9 protein-coding genes are annotated in these 16063 nt (G+C 56.2%); 3 read left to right on the top strand and 6 right to left on the bottom strand.

Annotation, left to right across the window (positions count from 1 at the left end; translation table 11 throughout):
- Positions 1-14: 14 nt before the first annotated feature.
- On the bottom strand, positions 15-2360 hold the full coding sequence (locus ABD931_RS01685) for a glycoside hydrolase family 20 protein (RefSeq protein WP_345263293.1): 2346 nt from the start codon (positions 2358-2360) through the stop codon (positions 15-17).
- 128 nt (positions 2361-2488) lie between these two features.
- Between ABD931_RS01685 and ABD931_RS01690 the strand changes: the two genes are divergently transcribed.
- Positions 2489-3763 (top strand): Gfo/Idh/MocA family oxidoreductase, encoded by a 1275-nt coding sequence (locus ABD931_RS01690; RefSeq protein ID WP_345263295.1) that lies wholly within the window; start codon positions 2489-2491, stop codon positions 3761-3763.
- A gap of 348 nt (positions 3764-4111) precedes the next feature.
- Positions 4112-7489 carry a DUF1080 domain-containing protein gene (locus ABD931_RS01695; RefSeq protein WP_345263297.1) on the top strand — a complete coding sequence of 1126 codons (3378 nt, stop codon included), beginning with the start codon at positions 4112-4114 and terminating at the stop codon, positions 7487-7489.
- 104 nt (positions 7490-7593) lie between these two features.
- Here the strand turns inward: ABD931_RS01695 and ABD931_RS01700 are convergent, their stop codons facing one another.
- From ABD931_RS01700 to ABD931_RS01710, 3 genes are all read right to left on the bottom strand, one after another.
- On the bottom strand, positions 7594-8226 hold the full coding sequence (locus ABD931_RS01700; protein ID WP_345263299.1) for a toll/interleukin-1 receptor domain-containing protein: 633 nt from the start codon (positions 8224-8226) through the stop codon (positions 7594-7596).
- 11 nt (positions 8227-8237) lie between these two features.
- Positions 8238-9209: a tetratricopeptide repeat protein gene (locus ABD931_RS01705; RefSeq protein ID WP_345263301.1), complete on the bottom strand. Its 972-nt coding sequence runs from the start codon at positions 9207-9209 to the stop codon at positions 8238-8240.
- A 99-nt stretch (positions 9210-9308) separates the two neighbouring features.
- Positions 9309-9941, bottom strand: a complete 633-nt coding sequence (locus ABD931_RS01710) for an AAA family ATPase (protein ID WP_345263303.1) — start codon at positions 9939-9941, stop codon at positions 9309-9311.
- Between the two features lie 438 nt (positions 9942-10379).
- Between ABD931_RS01710 and ABD931_RS01715 the strand changes: the two genes are divergently transcribed.
- Positions 10380-10847 (top strand): protein-tyrosine phosphatase family protein, encoded by a 468-nt coding sequence (locus ABD931_RS01715; protein ID WP_345263305.1) that lies wholly within the window; start codon positions 10380-10382, stop codon positions 10845-10847.
- A gap of 337 nt (positions 10848-11184) precedes the next feature.
- On the opposite strand, the gene ABD931_RS01720 is transcribed toward ABD931_RS01715, so the two are convergent.
- Positions 11185-12804, bottom strand: coding sequence for a RagB/SusD family nutrient uptake outer membrane protein (locus ABD931_RS01720; protein WP_345263307.1), 1620 nt, complete (start codon positions 12802-12804; stop codon positions 11185-11187).
- A gap of 29 nt (positions 12805-12833) precedes the next feature.
- Positions 12834-16016 (bottom strand): SusC/RagA family TonB-linked outer membrane protein, encoded by a 3183-nt coding sequence (locus tag ABD931_RS01725; RefSeq protein WP_345263309.1) that lies wholly within the window; start codon positions 16014-16016, stop codon positions 12834-12836.
- Positions 16017-16063 lie beyond the last annotated feature (47 nt).

A 16063-nucleotide genomic window follows, 5' to 3' on the forward strand; every position in this document is an offset into this window, starting at 1 on the left:
GATAGTACCTTCTTTTATTCTACAATTACCTCATCCAGCGCAATGCCCGTCGGGCGGTTGGGCCGGGGGGGGTCGGTAGCTGTTTGCCCGGTGTTTTTAGCCTTTAGCCGGACGTACCGGGCGCGGGCGGTCCGGAAGTCGGCGGTAACCGGCAGAATGCTCCATTCGCCTTCCAGCGGGTAACTCACGGGCTGGTTAATGGCGTCTTTGAACGTGGTGCCATCCTGCGACAGCGCAATTTCTACCGATGTAGGCGGAAACAAAGCACGAGGAATCTGCTTCAGGAAATGCGTGCTGACTTTGGTGACGGATCGCACTTCGCCGAGGTCTATGGTGACGTCCAGGTCTTTGCCCCAGAGCGTTACCCACTCCTGCTGATTTCGGGGTGAGGGCGCTACCTGACCGTCGGTCAGCTTTTTGCCGGTAGGGTCAATGCTTTGCGCCAGCGAGGGGCCGTTGGCTTCGGTAGCCCCGGCTACGTCGTTGTAGGTGTACGGCTTTCCCTTGGCGCGGTGGATGTAAAAGGTCTCGGTCAGTTTGCCGCCGGAGGTAGTAATGGCTTTAATGGTCGTTGTTTTATTCAGCGTAATGGGGGCGGTATATTCAGTGGCATTCCTGCCGGGTTCACGGCCGTTGGTGGTATAGTAGATTTTACTGTCGGAGTCGAGTTTGTCGAGTCGCACCTGCAGCTGGCCTTCGCTGGTGAACTGGGTGGTAGCCCGCACATCGAGTAGCGTTTTGGCATAGTTGACGTTCAGGTAATCCAGGCGTTTCTGGTGTTCTTTCAGCCGCATGGCAAAGTCTTCAAAGTTGCGCGGACCTTTGGGCATCCAGCCGATTTCGGCTACGGCAGCCGCGCGCGGATAGGTCATGTACTCGACCTGGTCGGGCGTAGGAATGTATTCGGTCCAGACGTTGGCCTGCACCCCCTGGATGTATTTCTGCTCGTCGGGCGTTAGCTCACTGGGTGTGGGTTCATAGGCATACACGGTTTCAATGGGCAGGTAACCGCCGATGGCTAGTGGCTCATTAGCCGGATTGGCCTGGTAATAGTCGAGGTAGACGAAGGTGGAGGGCGTCATGATTACGTTATGCTTCTGTTTAGCCGCTTCAATGCCGCCTTTGGTGCCCCGCCAGCTCATCACGGTGGCGTTGGGAGCCAGACCCCCCTCCAGAATTTCGTCCCAGCCGATGATAGCCCGGCCTTTCGAATTGACAAACTTCTCGATGCGCCGGATAAAATAGCTCTGTAGCTCGTGCTCATCTTTAAGCTTCAGCTTTTTGATCAGGTCCTGGCAGAAAGCACTCTGCTGCCAGGCATCCTTGGGGCACTCGTCCCCGCCGATATGGATGTATTTGTTCGGGAACAGGGCCATCACCTCCGTGAGTACATCCTGCAAAAAGGTAAACGTCTTCTCCGATGGGCAGTATACGTCTTTCTTGACGCCCCAGCGCGTAGCTACCTCGTAGGTCTTGCCGGGCTCGCACGAAAGCTCCGGATAAGCCGCCAGCGCAGCGGTGGAGTGGCCCGGCATTTCGATTTCCGGAATGATGGTGATGTGCCGGGCGGCCGCGTAGCGCACCACGTCCTTGATCTGTTCCTGGGTGTAGTAGCCACCATGCTCTTTACCATCAAATTTGGCCGGGTAATACTGCCCGTCGTGGCCGATAATGGTTTCTTTCCGTTTGGAGGCAATCTGGGTGAGTTTCGGGTATTTTTTGATTTCAATCCGCCAGCCCTGGTCTTCGGTCAGGTGCCAGTGGAAGGTGTTGAACTTGTGCATGGCCATCAGGTCGATGAAGCGCTTCACGGCCGGCACGGGCATAAAATACCGCCCTACGTCGAGCATCAGGCCCCGGTAGCCGTAGCGCGGCCGGTCCAGAATCTGACAGGCGGGTATGGTCCAGGCCATATTCTCCAGCTTCGCCGGACTGAATACCTGCACCGGCAGCAGTTGCAGCAACGACTGCACGGCGTAAAAGTAACCCTTCGGCGTTTCGGCCTCAACCGTTACCCGGTCCGGCGTCACGTTCAGTATATAGCCCTCCGGCCCGCACCGGCCGGCGGTATGCCGGGTAAAGAAAATATGCTTACCCCTGGTCAGTGCCGGCGTAGCGGTGGCTACCGCTACGGGCAGGCCGCTGGCGGTACGGAGTTGATTCACCAGCGTCTGCGCAGCCGCCTGCTGCCCGGCGTCTTTTGGCGTTACCACGATGCGGGTAGTGCCGCTGACGGTAAACTGACCGTCTTTGCCGGCAAACTGCGCGGGGAAGGGGAGGAGGTTATAGGTATTTTCGGTCTGGGCAAAGAGAGAAATCGATACAGAAAGGCAAAGTAACAGGGCAAGCAGGTGTTTCATGAAAGCATTTGGCTGAGTTCAGAATAACAAAGGTAAGGAGAAGCTGTGGTTCTAAATAGTAGACTGATGTTCATAATAGCCTTTTTAAGACAGATTGGGTATATGCCTGTAAGATATTCCGGAACTACATGAAATCAGCACAGAATCCGTCGCGCCGACAATTTATAAAAAGTTCGATGGGGACGCTGGCGGCCTTTACCATTGTGCCCCGGCACGTATTAGGCAAAGGCTACCTGCCGCCCAGCGATATGCTCACCAAAGCCATTGTTGGGGTGGGCGGTATGGGTAGAGGGCATATTCCCTACGCGGGTACCCGCGTAGGGGCTATCTGCGACGTCGATACCCGACACCTGCAACTTGCCCTGAACGCCCTCAACGGGGGCGAGGGGGTAAAAACCTTCCGCGATTACCGGGAAGTACTGGCCCTGCCGGAAATCGACATTGTTCATATTGCTACTCCACCCCACTGGCATGGCCTTATTGCTGCCGATGCCGCCCGCGCCGGGAAAGACATCTGGTGCGAAAAACCCATGACCCGGACCATAGGGGAGGGCAAGCGACTGGTCGAAGCCGTCCAGCAGCACGGCCGTATTTTCCGGCTGAACACCTGGTTCCGGTTCTCCGAAAACTTTTACGGCATGAACACGCCCGTCAAGCCCATCAAAAAGCTGGTGGAGAGCGGTATGCTGGGCTGGCCGCTGAAAGTGACCGTGAGCCGGCATACGGGCTTCGACTGGAAGTTTTACTGGGTAGGCAAAACCGATCTGGAGCCCCAGCCCGTACCGGTTGAGCTGGATTACGACCGCTGGCTGGGTCCTGCTCCGTTCAAGCCGTACCATCCGCACCGGGTACACACCACGTTCCGCGGCTATTGGGACTACGACGGGGGCGGTCTGGGCGATATGGGGCAGCATTACCTCGACCCCATCCAGTATTTTCTGGGGAAAGATGATACCAGCCCCGTAACGGTCGAGATCGACGCGCCCCAGCAGCATACCGATGCCGTGGGTACCTGGCGCAAGATAACCTACACCTACGCCGACGGCTGCCAGATTGTGCTGGACGGCGCCGGTACGGAGACCAAAGCGGCTTATATCGAAGGTCCCGGCGGCAAACTGTACAGCGGCTTCCGGTGTACCATTCCCGATATTGAACGGAAGCTGGCGGCTCTGCCCGACCCTGAACCGCAGGTGACGGATTTTGTAGAAGCCGTAAAGAACCGGCAGAAATTTGCCCTGAACGAAGCCAACGGGCACCGCTCCTGCACCCTCGTAAACATCGGCAAAATCGCCCTGGAACTGGGTCGGAATTTAAAGTTTGATCCGGTCAGACAGGAGTTTGTGAACGACGAAGCGGCCAACCGGCTGCTCGACCCTCCCATGCGAGAGCCGTGGTCGTTTTGAGGTTTGACGCTGGATTTAGCCACTGGTTTCCGTTATTCGCTCGGCTGTGCGGAGCGAATAACAGAGGCTAAGCCGAGCCACAATGGACTTCGTGTCTATTGCTCCGTAGGAGCCAGCGGTTTATAGCTTAGTGGTTCATCGCCCCAGTATCTGCTCCGTAGGAGCCAGCCATTCCGGACAGATGGCTGATGCCTACGGCATAGCGGGAAACATCAATGTTTATGGCATACTATAAACCGCTGGCTCCTTCGGAGCATCCATCGTCTTAAATCTCCGTTGTCGCCCAGCACAGACGCGCAACGTTCAACACCCCAAATCACCCATTCTTCCCTAATTCCCAACAACCCCATGCGATCTTACTTTGTCTTAATCCTTTTTCTAATCGGTAGCCTTCAGATCAGTCAGGCTCAAACCGCGGCCGGCCAGCCTGCGAACGTAAAAATTACGGAACTGCTGGCTAAAATGCCGGCCGGCAATGCTACCGAACTCCAGGCCAGTGCCGCTGCGGTGGCGGATTTGGGCGAGGAGGGTATTATGGCGCTGGTGAAAAAGCTAGACGATACCGGGGCCATCAGCCCCGTGCAGTTTGCCCTGTCGGCTTTTTCGTACGCGGCCGCTTCGTCCGGCAAGGAAAATCTGCGGGCGCTGGCCAGCCGGGCCTACGCTGTGGCCCTGCCCCGGTTGAGCAACCCCGAGTCCAAGCTATTTATCATTACCCAACTGGAGCGGGTCGGTAAAAACGATGCCGTGGCGGCCCTGGTTCCATTTCTGACCGACGCCCGGCTGGCCGATCCGGCTGCGAGGGCGCTGGCTACCATTGGTACCCCGGCCGCCGGTAACGCCCTGCTGACTGCCCTGAACGGGGCACCCGAACAGACCCGATTGTTCATCATGGGGGCCTTAGGAAAAGCTCGGTTCAGACCGGCGGCTACGGCGATCGGTGCGCTGGCCAATACCAGCGACGCCAGACTGGCGAAGGTGGCGTTACAGGCGCTGGCGCAGATCGGAGATCCCGCTTCGTATGCTGTACTTGCCAAAGCCGCCGAGAAGGCTGGATATCAAGCTGAGGCTAGTCAGGCGACGGAGGCCTACCTGAGCTACCTGCATCAACTGCTGACCGACGGTCGCCGGAAAGAAGTCAACAAAGCGGTTAAGACCGTACAGAAAATAACGCAGTCGGGCAGCGCCGTGGCCACCCGTATTGCCGCCCTGAAACTGCTGACCGACCTCAAAGGGGCTCAAAGCCTGCCTACGCTGACGGCGGCTATGAAAGACGCTGACCCGGCTTTCCGGGCGGCTGCCTTACAATTCGGTCAGCCGTATCTGAACGAAGCCACCGTTGCCCAGTGGCTGAAGACCTTCGGCCGGTCGGAGGCACCGGCTCAGGCCGATATGCTCCGGATGTTTGGTACTATGAGCGTAAAAGCAGCCCTGCCAGTAGCCCTGCAAGCGGTGCAAAGCGAACAGCCGGCGGTAAAAATAGCGGCTATTGCGGCTGCGGCTAAGCTTGGGCAGGCCGAGGCCCTATCGGCTTTACTGCCCGTCCTGAAAACCTCTGATGCCGGGGCCATTGCTGCCGTAAAATCGGCTCTGCTGTCCATGAAGGGCGCGGGTGTGTTGCCGGCGGTGGGTCAGGCCCTGGCTGATGCCTCTCCGGCCGGTAAAGTGGCCATTCTGGAAATACTCGGTGCCCGAGCCGATGTCGCTCGGTTTGTAGAGGTGCTGCAACTGGCAAAGAGCGCCGACGAACCAGTGAATCAGGCTGCCCGGCTAACCTTGAAACAAACGGCTACCGGCAGCCACATCGATCCGCTGCTAACGGCCCTGCTGGCCTCGACGGGCGAAAAAGACAGCCGTGCCTTGCAGGAAGCGCTGGTAGCGGCTATCCAGACTAATGCCGATGCCTCTGCCCAACAGGCTACGGCCCGGACGCTGCTCAACCGGGTGCCCGGTGATAAAAAGACACTGCTGTACCCCGTACTGGCCGGCATCGGCGGTCGCGACAACCTAAGCGAGGTAGCCAGAGCCTACGGTACGGCGGGCCCGGCGGTTATTAATGCGCTTTCCGGCTGGAAAGGCGGTCTGGCGGCCCATACTGTACAACAGTTGTTACCCGAAGCCGCAAAGGTGGGGAATGCCGCCGAAGGGGTGAATGCCCTGCTCCGGCAACTCAGTTTGGGCTCGTATACCGCCGACGAAAAGCTGTTGATGCTCCGCGCGGCCATGGCGTACGCGACTACCCCGGAGCAGAAAAAGACCCTGCTGAAACAGGTGCAGGCCTGTAAAACCTTCCCGGCCCTGATGTATGCCGCCCGGTATCTCGACCAGCCCGACCTGCAGGCCGACGCTGCGGCTGCGGTAGCGCAGATTACCCTGGGTACTCCTTCCATTCAGGGTGATGGGGTGCGCGAGATCCTGCAAAAAGCCATGCCCCTGCTGAGCGGTCCCGAGGCCGGCAAGCAGTCCGACGCCCTCCGCAAACTCCTGGCGGGAATGCCCGCGGGCAAAGGCTTTTTGCCCCTGTTCAACGGCAAAGACCTGACCGGCTGGAAGGGACTGGTGGGTGATCCCATCAAGCGGGCGAAAATGGACAGGAAAACGCTGGCGGCTGCGCAGGCCAAAGCCGATGCGGCCATGCGTACCGGCTGGCAGGTGAACGATGGTCTGCTGGTGTTTACAGGTCATGGCGATAACCTGTGTACCGATAAAAAATACGGCGACTTTGAGATGTACGTCGACTGGCAGATCACGCCCAAAGGCGATGCGGGTATCTACCTCCGGGGTACGCCCCAGGTGCAGATCTGGGATACCTCGCGCACCGACGTAGGGGCGCAGGTGGGCTCGGGCGGGCTGTACAACAACCAGATTCACGCCAGCAAACCGCTGCTGGTGGCCGATAACCCCGTCGGCACCTGGAATACCTTCCGCATCCGGATGGTGGGCGATCAGGTGACGGTGTACCTCAACGGCAAATTGGTGGTCAACAACGTGCCGCTCGAAAATTACTGGGACAAAAGCCTACCCATTTTTCCGGAAGAGCAGATCGAGCTACAGGCGCATGGTACGTATGTAGCCTACCGGGATATCTACATCCGCGAAATTCCGCGTCCGCAGCCGTTTACCCTGTCCGACGATGAGAAGAAGGAAGGCTTTAAAATGCTGTTCGACGGCACCAGCCTGCACGAGTGGACCGGCAACAAAACCGACTACGTGATTGAAGACGGTGCGCTGTCCGTAAACCCGAAGAACGGCGGCAGCGGCAATCTGTACACCCGCGATCAGTACAGCGACTTTATCTACCGATTTGAGTTTAAGCTCACGCCGGGGGCCAACAACGGTATCGGCATCCGCGCGCCCATGCAGGGCGATGCCGCCTATAACGGGATGGAGATTCAGGTGCTGGACAACGATGCCGAGATTTACAAAAAACTACAGGTGTACCAGTACCACGGCTCGGTATACGGGGTAATCCCGGCAAAGCGGGGCTACCTGAAGCCCGTGGGTGAGTGGAATGTGGAAGAGATACGAGCGGTAGGCAACCGCATCACGGTCACGCTCAACGGCACGGTCATCCTCGACGGCGATATTGCCGAAGCCTCAAAGAACGGCACGCTGGACCACCGGGAGCATCCGGGCCTGCTGAACAAATCGGGCCATATCGGTTTCTTGGGCCACGGCGACGTCCTCTACTTCCGCAACATTCGGGTAAAGGACTTAAGCAAATAAGTAGGATTTGGGATTGGGGATTGCGGATTTGCTCCGCTCCCCAGTCCTAACCGCCCAAACTCCTCACAAAACAAATGCCGAAATGCCGACCGCTCCAGTCTCGCTCAACTGCCGCGTTTGCGGCCCTGATTGATGTGGATGGCGCTGCTGTTGGTGCCCTGAATGGTAATGTTGTTATCGCCCTTGGTTTTTGCTTTGTTGCTGACGGTAGGCGGGGCGGGGTCCTCTCCGGTCGGCTTGTTGAATTCAATAAAGCCGTTGGCGGCCAGTTTATCCAACTGCTGCCCAAATTTGAGCAGCAGTTGGTCAATGTTTTCGTAGACGGTATAGAAATGGCCGAGTTGGTCCAGCTTCTCCTGAAAGGCCCACAGGCTCATCAGGTCTTTTTTGCTGGCGCTGCCGGTGTCGATCCGGGCGTCTTTGAAGTAGGTGAAAATAAACGGCTTGTTGGTGGCTTTGAACTGACCGAAAGCCGTTTCAAATTCCTCCTCCGTGTATTTGCCGACTTTGGTAAAAAAGAGCATCACGAAAATATCGCTGTTCTTTATCGCCCTGTTGTACTCATCCTGGAGCCGGGTTTGCGATACCGCATCCAGAAAATCCTCCCAGATAACTAAATCCAGAAACACCCCCTGATCGACCCACTGCCGGTTTTTGCGGCCGATAAACACCTCAAACTGCTGCCGGTCCTCTTTCAGTTCTGACGACGAGGCCAGAAATAGCTTTACCTTTTTCATGCTGGGTGCTTTTAACGTTTAGGTGATTTAGGAGACTGGGCTATATCGGCCAGAATGGCTTGATAAATTTCTGCTACCGTTTGGATGTAAGGATGCCCCGGCGGTAAAGCCTTTTTGAAAATCGCCAGTGCCTTGCCGGATAGCTCCAATGCCCTTTTATAGTCGCCTAAGGCTTGCAGCACTAAGGCTAAATTCGATGAGCTAACAGCGGTGGTGGGATGGTCGGGCCCAAAGTTTTTCTCATCCGATTGCAGGGCTTTCTCCAGCAGTTGGCGGGCGCCTTCATAGTCGCCTAAGGCTTGCAGCACCACAGCCAGATTGTTTTGCAGGGTTGATAATTCCCCGGAATCGTCATGAATAGCGCCTAATAAAGCATTGCCATATGGTATCCAGATAAACTTGTCGACCGGGTTATCTTTTGTTTGATCAATGCGGAGTCGTTGCGTAATGGCAGATAGCAGGTCTTCTACATCGGCTGGTCTGATCGGATGCTCCGTTCTGACCACTTCACCAATGATCGCGTGCATTTTGTAGCTGTCGGTATCGGCCTGTTGCAGCAGCCAGCCTTTGCGCGTTAGCTCCGCCAGTGTCTCCGCAAATACGTCCGCATACGGACTCTCCTCATTAATTAGTAAGGCCTTCAGTAAGTCATACGAGAGAAATTCAGCCGGCAGACAGGCAAACTGCTTCAGCAGCCAGATTTCGGTTTCGCTCAGCCGGCTCATGGAAAACACCGTACGCAGATACGTGCCTACCTTCTCTACCGTTGTCGATTGGCGGGAAACCTCCACATTGGCCCGCAGGTCGCGTTCAACGGCCTGCCGGAGGGTGGCGGCATCGTAGCGCTGCACCTGCGCGGTTTTGGCCAGCAGTTCAACGGTGAGCGTGTGGTAATCAACGGCCATAATCAGCTCGCGGATATCCTGCTCCTGTAGCTGCGGGCGGGTATAGTGCTTGCGGAACAGGGCAACAGCCTGCTCCATAGGCAGAAAATCGAGTCGCTTCTGGTAGAACCCCGTCAGTTCTTCGCGGGAGGTCAGCAGCAGGTGCCACTGCGGCTGGCCGGGCAGCCAATCGCGGTACTACTTCACGGATGCTTCGGCATTGTCGATAGTCAGCAGGTTGGGCGTATCAGGTACACCTTTCAGTTTACGAAAGATTTCGGCCATAATCGCATCGGGCTCAGCCTGGGCGGTGTCAATGCCGAGGTTTTCGAGCAGGCCGGCGGTGTTGAGGAATTCGGCCGCCAGATTATCGGAGCCCTGGGTAATCCAGGCGATATGGTGGTAGTCGTCGTAGTACTTGTGCAGGTAAGCCTGAGCCAGGGTAGTTTTGCCGATACCGCCCAGGCCGTTTACCACCACGACGCGCTTTTGGGTCTGGAGCAGCGTATGGAGTTCGTCGAGGTCGTTTTCGCGGCCGATGATGTCGTCGGGATGGGTTTTGGGTAGGGTAAGGGTAAGCTCTTTGGGCAGTCTGGTTTTGTGCTTTTTACTTGCTGTTTCTTTCAGGAGCCTTATAAAAAGACCGGATAGCTGTTCATTTTGCTGGTCAACCAGTTGCAACAGACTGCTGAGTTGGGTATCGTTCAACTCCTTTAATTTCTTCGTAATATCGTCAGGGTTATACGTATTTATGGTAATACTTCCTGCCGCTACGTCCTGAATGGTAATATTTCCGTCTCCGGCTACTTTGATGGTGTTTTGCGATGCCATTTGAGTATAGGTTCAATCTGGTCAGGAAGAGAAGAATTCTATAACTGTTTAACGCTATCGGTAGCCATCAGCTAACGTAAACGCATCGACGTCACTGATAGTACCTTCAACAATGGTTTTACGGGGCAGCCGTTTTCATAGTCGGTAAAGGGTTGGTTTAGCAGTAGGTTCAAAAGTTAGGCATTATCTGCACATGCCCGGCAAACGTTCCGGTAAGGCAATGCACTTTTGATTATTCGGTACCTGGAACACGATACCCCCCTGGCCAAATAACTCCCCAGGCGGCCGACAGGCACGGCCGGAGAAATCCAGGCGGGCATTCGTGCGAGGCAGACCGCTTACACACTTTTCCGGTACCTGTCTTCTTTATTTCTGTATACTTGCTTTCAGAATAACCCGTTCAGCAACAGGGGGTTATTCCGAAAAACTCCGCCCCATATGACTATTTACCAGATTGACGAAAAGGGATTGCTGTACATTTCGCCCGTCGTAGACGATTGGGTGACGCTCGACAAGTCTTCGATCTTCGCGGTATTCAACCTGGATAGCGACCTGGACCAGCATATTCCCAGCTATCTGAACAGAACGCTCTACATATTCTTCCCGTTTGAAGACCGGGATTTACCCGACCTCGGAAAGCTCCACGCGCTGGCGCAGTTTGGGGCAAGTCTGATCAACACGGGGTACCCGGTGCTGTCGCACTGCGGCATGGGACATAATCGGTCGGCTTTGCTGGCCGGGTTGATGCTGAATTACCTGGGTTTTCCCGGCGAAGAGGCTGTGCGGCTGATTCGGGAACGGCGTACCGGTGCCTTATACAACCAAACGTTTGCCTCGTACCTGGAAGCCCTGCCCGCGCAGCCAACACGCCTTATGTTCCAGCGACCAGATGTTTTGTTTCAATAGCCGCAGCCATGAGGTATGCCGGCGAGGGCAGTTGGCGACAATTTAGCCTGCCTCGGATTACCAGCCTCGATTTGCCAAGATTCCCCGTAGCGTAAACGCATTGCGTACGGCGTTGCCGCCCCCGTCATTGTTGAAGTACACGTGCATATCTTTGCACTTATGGTCATAGTCGCGGCTGAGGTCAGTTTACGTCCTCAGGCATTGGCATAAAAAACTCCTTTTCGGGGCTGGCGGTGAGGCCAAAACCTGAAAAGGAGTTTTTTATGAAGCCCGTTCTACTATCGGTAGGGCCTGTATGTCGGCTACTGCGTGTCCGGAGCTAGGCGTAGCCGATCCCTTACCAGCCTGGATTCTGCTTCAGGGACTGGTTCAGCGCGATTTCGTTGATGGGCAGCGGCCAGAGATAATCCTTCGCGGGGTTGAACTTCCGGAAGCTGGGAGCCTGCACCAGTATGTAGTTCTCGGGGGTCAGGTTCACGGCTGCGGCCGTGCCAAATTCCGTCTTGAAGTAGTAATTGCCCAACACGGGTTTGGGGAGTTCGATCTCGGCGGTTTTCCACCGGATCAAATCCCAGTACCGGAATCCTTCCTGCGCCAGTTCCACCCGGCGCTCCCGGCGGATTTCGTCGCGCATGCTCAGGTCATTGGCCGTTACCAGCGCATTGGTCAGTTTGGCAACTCCGCCCCGCGCCCGCGTCCGGTTGACGGTCAGGTCGAGGTCGGCGTCGCTGATGGAGCCGTTCAGTTCATACTTGGCTTCGGCCAGGGTGACCAGCACCTCGGCGTAGCGGATCAGCGGCCGGTCGATGGTTGAGGCCTGGGTGTTCCAGTCGTCGATATTGGCAAATTTGCGGAACATGAAGCCAGTCTTGTTGAACACCAGGTTGGCTACGTCAAAAATAGGCTTGGTGGTCATCATCGGGTCTCCGCGCTTCATAAACGTGTCGCTCATGCGGGTATCGCGGTCTTTAAACACCTCCAGCGTGGTAGTGGGCGTGGTGTACAGGGGCGATTTAGTAATGGGCAACCCGTCTTTCATCAGGTATGAATCGGCCAGGCTCTTCGTCGGGTTTTTATTGCCGTTTTCAAGCGAGCTGCGGTAGTAGGAGTGGGTTGATACCCGGTCGGAGGCCGACACGCCATACTGCCGCACCAGAATGTTCTCGCGGTTTTGCCGGCCTTCACCTGCCATCTGGAACAGGTTAAAGTAGTTGCCAAACAGATCGTGTTGCTTGCTATCGATAACGGCCTGAGCTGCGTTGACGGCGAGGGTCAGGTGTTTGTTGGGTTCACCGTAATTGTGGAATTTAGAGCGGGTTCCTTCAAACAGAGCGGCTCTTGCCTTAAAGGCTAACGCGGCCGTATTGGAAATTCGGCCATAGTCGGCATTGCCCAGGGCCGTCGGCGTCGGCAGTTTAGAAGCCGCAAAGTCCAGGTCCTGATAAAGCTGCTCGAAGATTTCGGCCCGCGAGCTGGCCGGAGCCTGCAGTTCGGGGGCATTGTCGGCCAGCGTCTTCAGAATCAGGGGTACACTGCCGTACTTCTGCACCAGCAAATAGTACCCCCAGGCCCGGAAAAAACGGGCTTCGGCCACATACCGGTCAATGACAGCCGTCCCTACGGCAGCCTGGGCGCGCGGAGCCTTTTCGATGATGTTGTTGGCTGCCCGGATCAACTGGTAGGGGGTGTTAAAATCACCGGCCGTAGCGGGAGCCTGCCGCGAACCATCGCTGATACCGTTGGAGGCTAGGCCAAAGGCATCGTCCGACCATACATCGTCGTTGTTGAAAGCCGGCAGGAAAGTGTACAGGTAATTGCAAGCCTGCTTGATGTCAGACTCAGAATTCCAGAACGTTTCGTCGCTGATGGCCGTCTCGGGTAGCCGGTCCACCTCGCAGGCCGGCAGCCCGGCGGTCAGGGCAATCGCAAAAAAGAGATATTTTAAATTTCGTTTCATATCGTATATCAGGCGTCGGTCAGTCGACATTAAAAAGAGATGTTCAGACCCATGGAAGCGGTAGCAAAGAAGGGGTAATCGTTTTCTACCCCATCGCGGGTTTCGGGGTCATAATAGCCCTGGAAAGCACCCAGTCCTGAAAGAGTGAATAAATCCTGGCCGGAGAAGAACACCCGCGCCCGCGATACATGAATCTTTTCGGTGAGGGTGGCGGGCAGGGTGTACCCTACCTGAATGTTTTTCAGCCGCACATAGCTGGCATCCATTACCCATTTGTCGGAAGCTACGTAGTTGTGTGTTGCCCCCACAAACGGACGAGGATACAGGGCGTTGGGGTTTTCGGGCGTCCAGTAATCGCGGTGGATAGCCAGCGCCTGTTTCCAGGTCACCAGCAGCGGAGCGATCGACTCCGTACCAGGCCGGTAATTTCGTTTGCCAACGCCCTGGAAGAAGGCCGAGAAATCGAAGCCTTTCCACTGGGCCCCCAGGGTAACGCCAAACAGGTAACGGGGCTGGGTAGTCCCCAGCAGAATCAGGTCGCCATGATTGGCTACGGTACCCTGACCTACGGTAAGCCGGTTGTCGCCGTCCTTGTCGATGTATTTTACATCGCCCGCGCCGGTCCGGTTATCCTGGAACGGCCAGCTTTTTACCTCGTCGGCGGTCTGGAAATACCCGGCGGTCTCGTAGCCCCAGATGGTGTTCAGCGGGTAGCCTTCAATCAGCCCGTTGGTGCCGGCGGCCACTACGGTCCGTCCTGAGAAGTTTAGCAGCTTATTCTGGTTATCAGACAGGTTGGCAGCAATCGAGTAGGTAAAGTCTTTCCCCACCCGGTCGCGGTACCGAAGCTCGGTTTCCCAGCCCCACGATTTCAGCTCGCCATTGTTCTTGCGCGGAGTGCTGATCCCGATGGTGGCGGGTAATTGCTGCGGGGTCAGCATGTTCCGGTTGTACTTGACGTAATAATCTCCGCTGAACTGCAACCGGTTCTGGAAAAAGCCCAGATCCAGACCGCCATTAGTAGTTTCGATGGTTTCCCATGAGAGGTTGGCGGAGGGGATAGAGCCCTGGAAGATGAACGAGGTACGGGTATCACCCAGCACCAGGTTATTGCCCCGGCTCAACTGGCTCAGGTAATCGTAGTTGCCCAGTGTAGTGCCGAGGGCACCGCCCAAACGGCCCCACGATCCGCGTAGTTTAAACTCGGAAATAAACGGAACATTAAAAAATGACTCACGATGCACGTTCCAGCCCACCGATGCCGCCGGGAAGATTTTGGTTCGCAGGCCGGGAGCCAGCTTCGAACTTTCGTCCTGCCGGATGGTGGCTTCAAACAGGTACTTGTCGGCAAAATTGTAGTTGAAGCGCCCGAAAATCGACTGGTAGGCGTTGGTGGCAATAGACTGGCTGTTCGATTTGGTCAGGTCGTTGCCCAGGTTGAGGGTTGGCAGATCGTTGCTGACCAGGTTGTTGGCCCCCGAGGTTACCGACTCAAACCGGAAGTCTTCCCACTGATACCCAGCAAAGAAGCCGAAAGAATGGTTAGCGCCGATTTTGAAGTCGTAGTTCGCCAGGAATTGCAGGTTGGTATTCTTGGTCAGTTCGTCGGTAATCTGGTAGGAGTTTACCTGGTTGAGGTAGCTCAATACCCGCGATTTACCCCAGAGCGGCACCGTTCGGTTAAAGATCTGCCGGTCGCCCAGGCGATACTGGGTACCCGCCACCGCCCGCAGTTGGAGGCCTTTCACCAGATTATTGAGCGACATAGTGAATACGCCGTCGAAGAAATTGCGCGTGTAATTGTTATAGCCGCCGGCTTCCAGTGCGCCATAGGCCGTAGCGGCCGAACCCGCCCCGTTGTAGCGTCCTTCGGGGGTGAAGAAAGGCGTACGGGTGCGCAGCCGGTAAATCTGGTAGATCAGACCGCCCCCGTTGGCATCCACCGACGAGCTTTTGGTCCGTTCATTCGTGTAAGCGATCCGGGAATCGAGCGATAAGTGTTTAGTCAGTTGAGACCCCAGGTTGATCCGCAGGTTGTACCGTTTAAAGTTATCCGGTCCTACCTTGAAAACCCCCTGCTTATTATAATACCCGCCCGAAATCAGGAAGTTCAGCTTGTCGGTACCCCCGCGTGCCGTGATGTTATGCGTTTGCATGGAGGTGTACTTGCGCAGAATCTGATTGGCCAGCGGTACCTGGTTGTAATACAGATAAGTACCCGTATCGGCGGGGTTCACCACATAGGGGATACCATCGCGGATGCGCTGCAGGTCTTCGTCGGTGTATTCGGGGGCGCTACCGGAATTTTTGCGGGCCAGGTTCGAGAATTCGGCTTCTTCCAGCAACGACATCCGGCCCGGTACGTTAATCGACCAGTCGACGCCCTGCTGACCCAGATAGTCAAACGTTACCTTACCCGACTTCCCTTTTTTAGTCGTAATCAGGATTACCCCACCGGCGGCCTGCGCCCCGTAGATAGCGGCTGCTGCGGCATCTTTCAACACGCTAATGCTCTCTACATCGTTCGGGTTCATGGTAGTGAGGGTATTGCTGGGCACACTGACCCCGTCCAGCACCACCAGCGGATCGACGTTACCGTTGGCCGAGGTCACCCCGCGAATCTGAATACCGAGGCTTTCGCGGCCCGGTTGGGCGGCCTGCCGGGTAATAACCAATCCCGGCGTTACCCCCTGTAGGGCACTGCCGAGGTTGTTGACCGGCCGGCCCTCGATGGCTTTGGAATCCACCGTCGAAACGGCTCCCGTCAGGTTTACCTTTTTCTGAACGCCATAACCTACAACCACCACTTCTTCGAGGCTCTTATCATCAACCTCCAGTTGCAGGTCGATGACCGACCGGTTGTTGACCGCAATTTCCTGGCGGGTATAACCCACAAAACTGACGATTAAAACGGCGTTACCGTTCGGGACGGTCAGCTTATATTGACCATTGTTGTCTGAGGTGGTGCCTCGGGTGCTGCCCTTGATCACGATACTTACGCCGGGAAGGGGAGCGCCTTTTTCATCGGTGATTTTTCCGGAAACCGGCTGTTCGGCAGCGAGTCGGCTGGTGCTTTTCTGACCGGTGAAGGTGGCCGGAATTCCAATAATGCCCGCTTGAGCCTGGTAGAGACAACCGGCCATGCATAGGGCGAATACGGGGAGTTTATCTCCTCCCCACCACCTTCTTTTACTGTGTAGATACTTGCCCATAGATCGATCTGTTTTAGGGTGTAATGCAGCAAATTTCGCTCCTTAGG

Origin of the sequence: Nibrella viscosa (genome assembly GCF_039541875.1) — a bacterium.
Classification (GTDB): Bacteria; Bacteroidota; Bacteroidia; order Cytophagales; family Spirosomataceae; genus Nibrella; species Nibrella viscosa.

What these genes read in the sequence shown, in the direction of transcription:
- ABD931_RS01685 (WP_345263293.1), bottom strand. Translation starts at nt 2,360, where the DNA reads ATGAAACACCTGCTTGCCCTGTTACTTTGCCTTTCTGTATCGATTTCT.
- ABD931_RS01690 (WP_345263295.1), top strand. Translation starts at nt 2,489, where the DNA reads ATGAAATCAGCACAGAATCCGTCGCGCCGACAATTTATAAAAAGTTCG.
- ABD931_RS01695 (WP_345263297.1), top strand. Translation starts at nt 4,112, where the DNA reads ATGCGATCTTACTTTGTCTTAATCCTTTTTCTAATCGGTAGCCTTCAG.
- ABD931_RS01700 (WP_345263299.1), bottom strand. Translation starts at nt 8,226, where the DNA reads ATGAAAAAGGTAAAGCTATTTCTGGCCTCGTCGTCAGAACTGAAAGAG.
- ABD931_RS01705 (WP_345263301.1), bottom strand. Translation starts at nt 9,209, where the DNA reads ATGGAGCAGGCTGTTGCCCTGTTCCGCAAGCACTATACCCGCCCGCAG.
- ABD931_RS01710 (WP_345263303.1), bottom strand. Translation starts at nt 9,941, where the DNA reads ATGGCATCGCAAAACACCATCAAAGTAGCCGGAGACGGAAATATTACC.
- ABD931_RS01715 (WP_345263305.1), top strand. Translation starts at nt 10,380, where the DNA reads ATGACTATTTACCAGATTGACGAAAAGGGATTGCTGTACATTTCGCCC.
- ABD931_RS01720 (WP_345263307.1), bottom strand. Translation starts at nt 12,804, where the DNA reads ATGAAACGAAATTTAAAATATCTCTTTTTTGCGATTGCCCTGACCGCC.
- ABD931_RS01725 (WP_345263309.1), bottom strand. Translation starts at nt 16,016, where the DNA reads ATGGGCAAGTATCTACACAGTAAAAGAAGGTGGTGGGGAGGAGATAAA.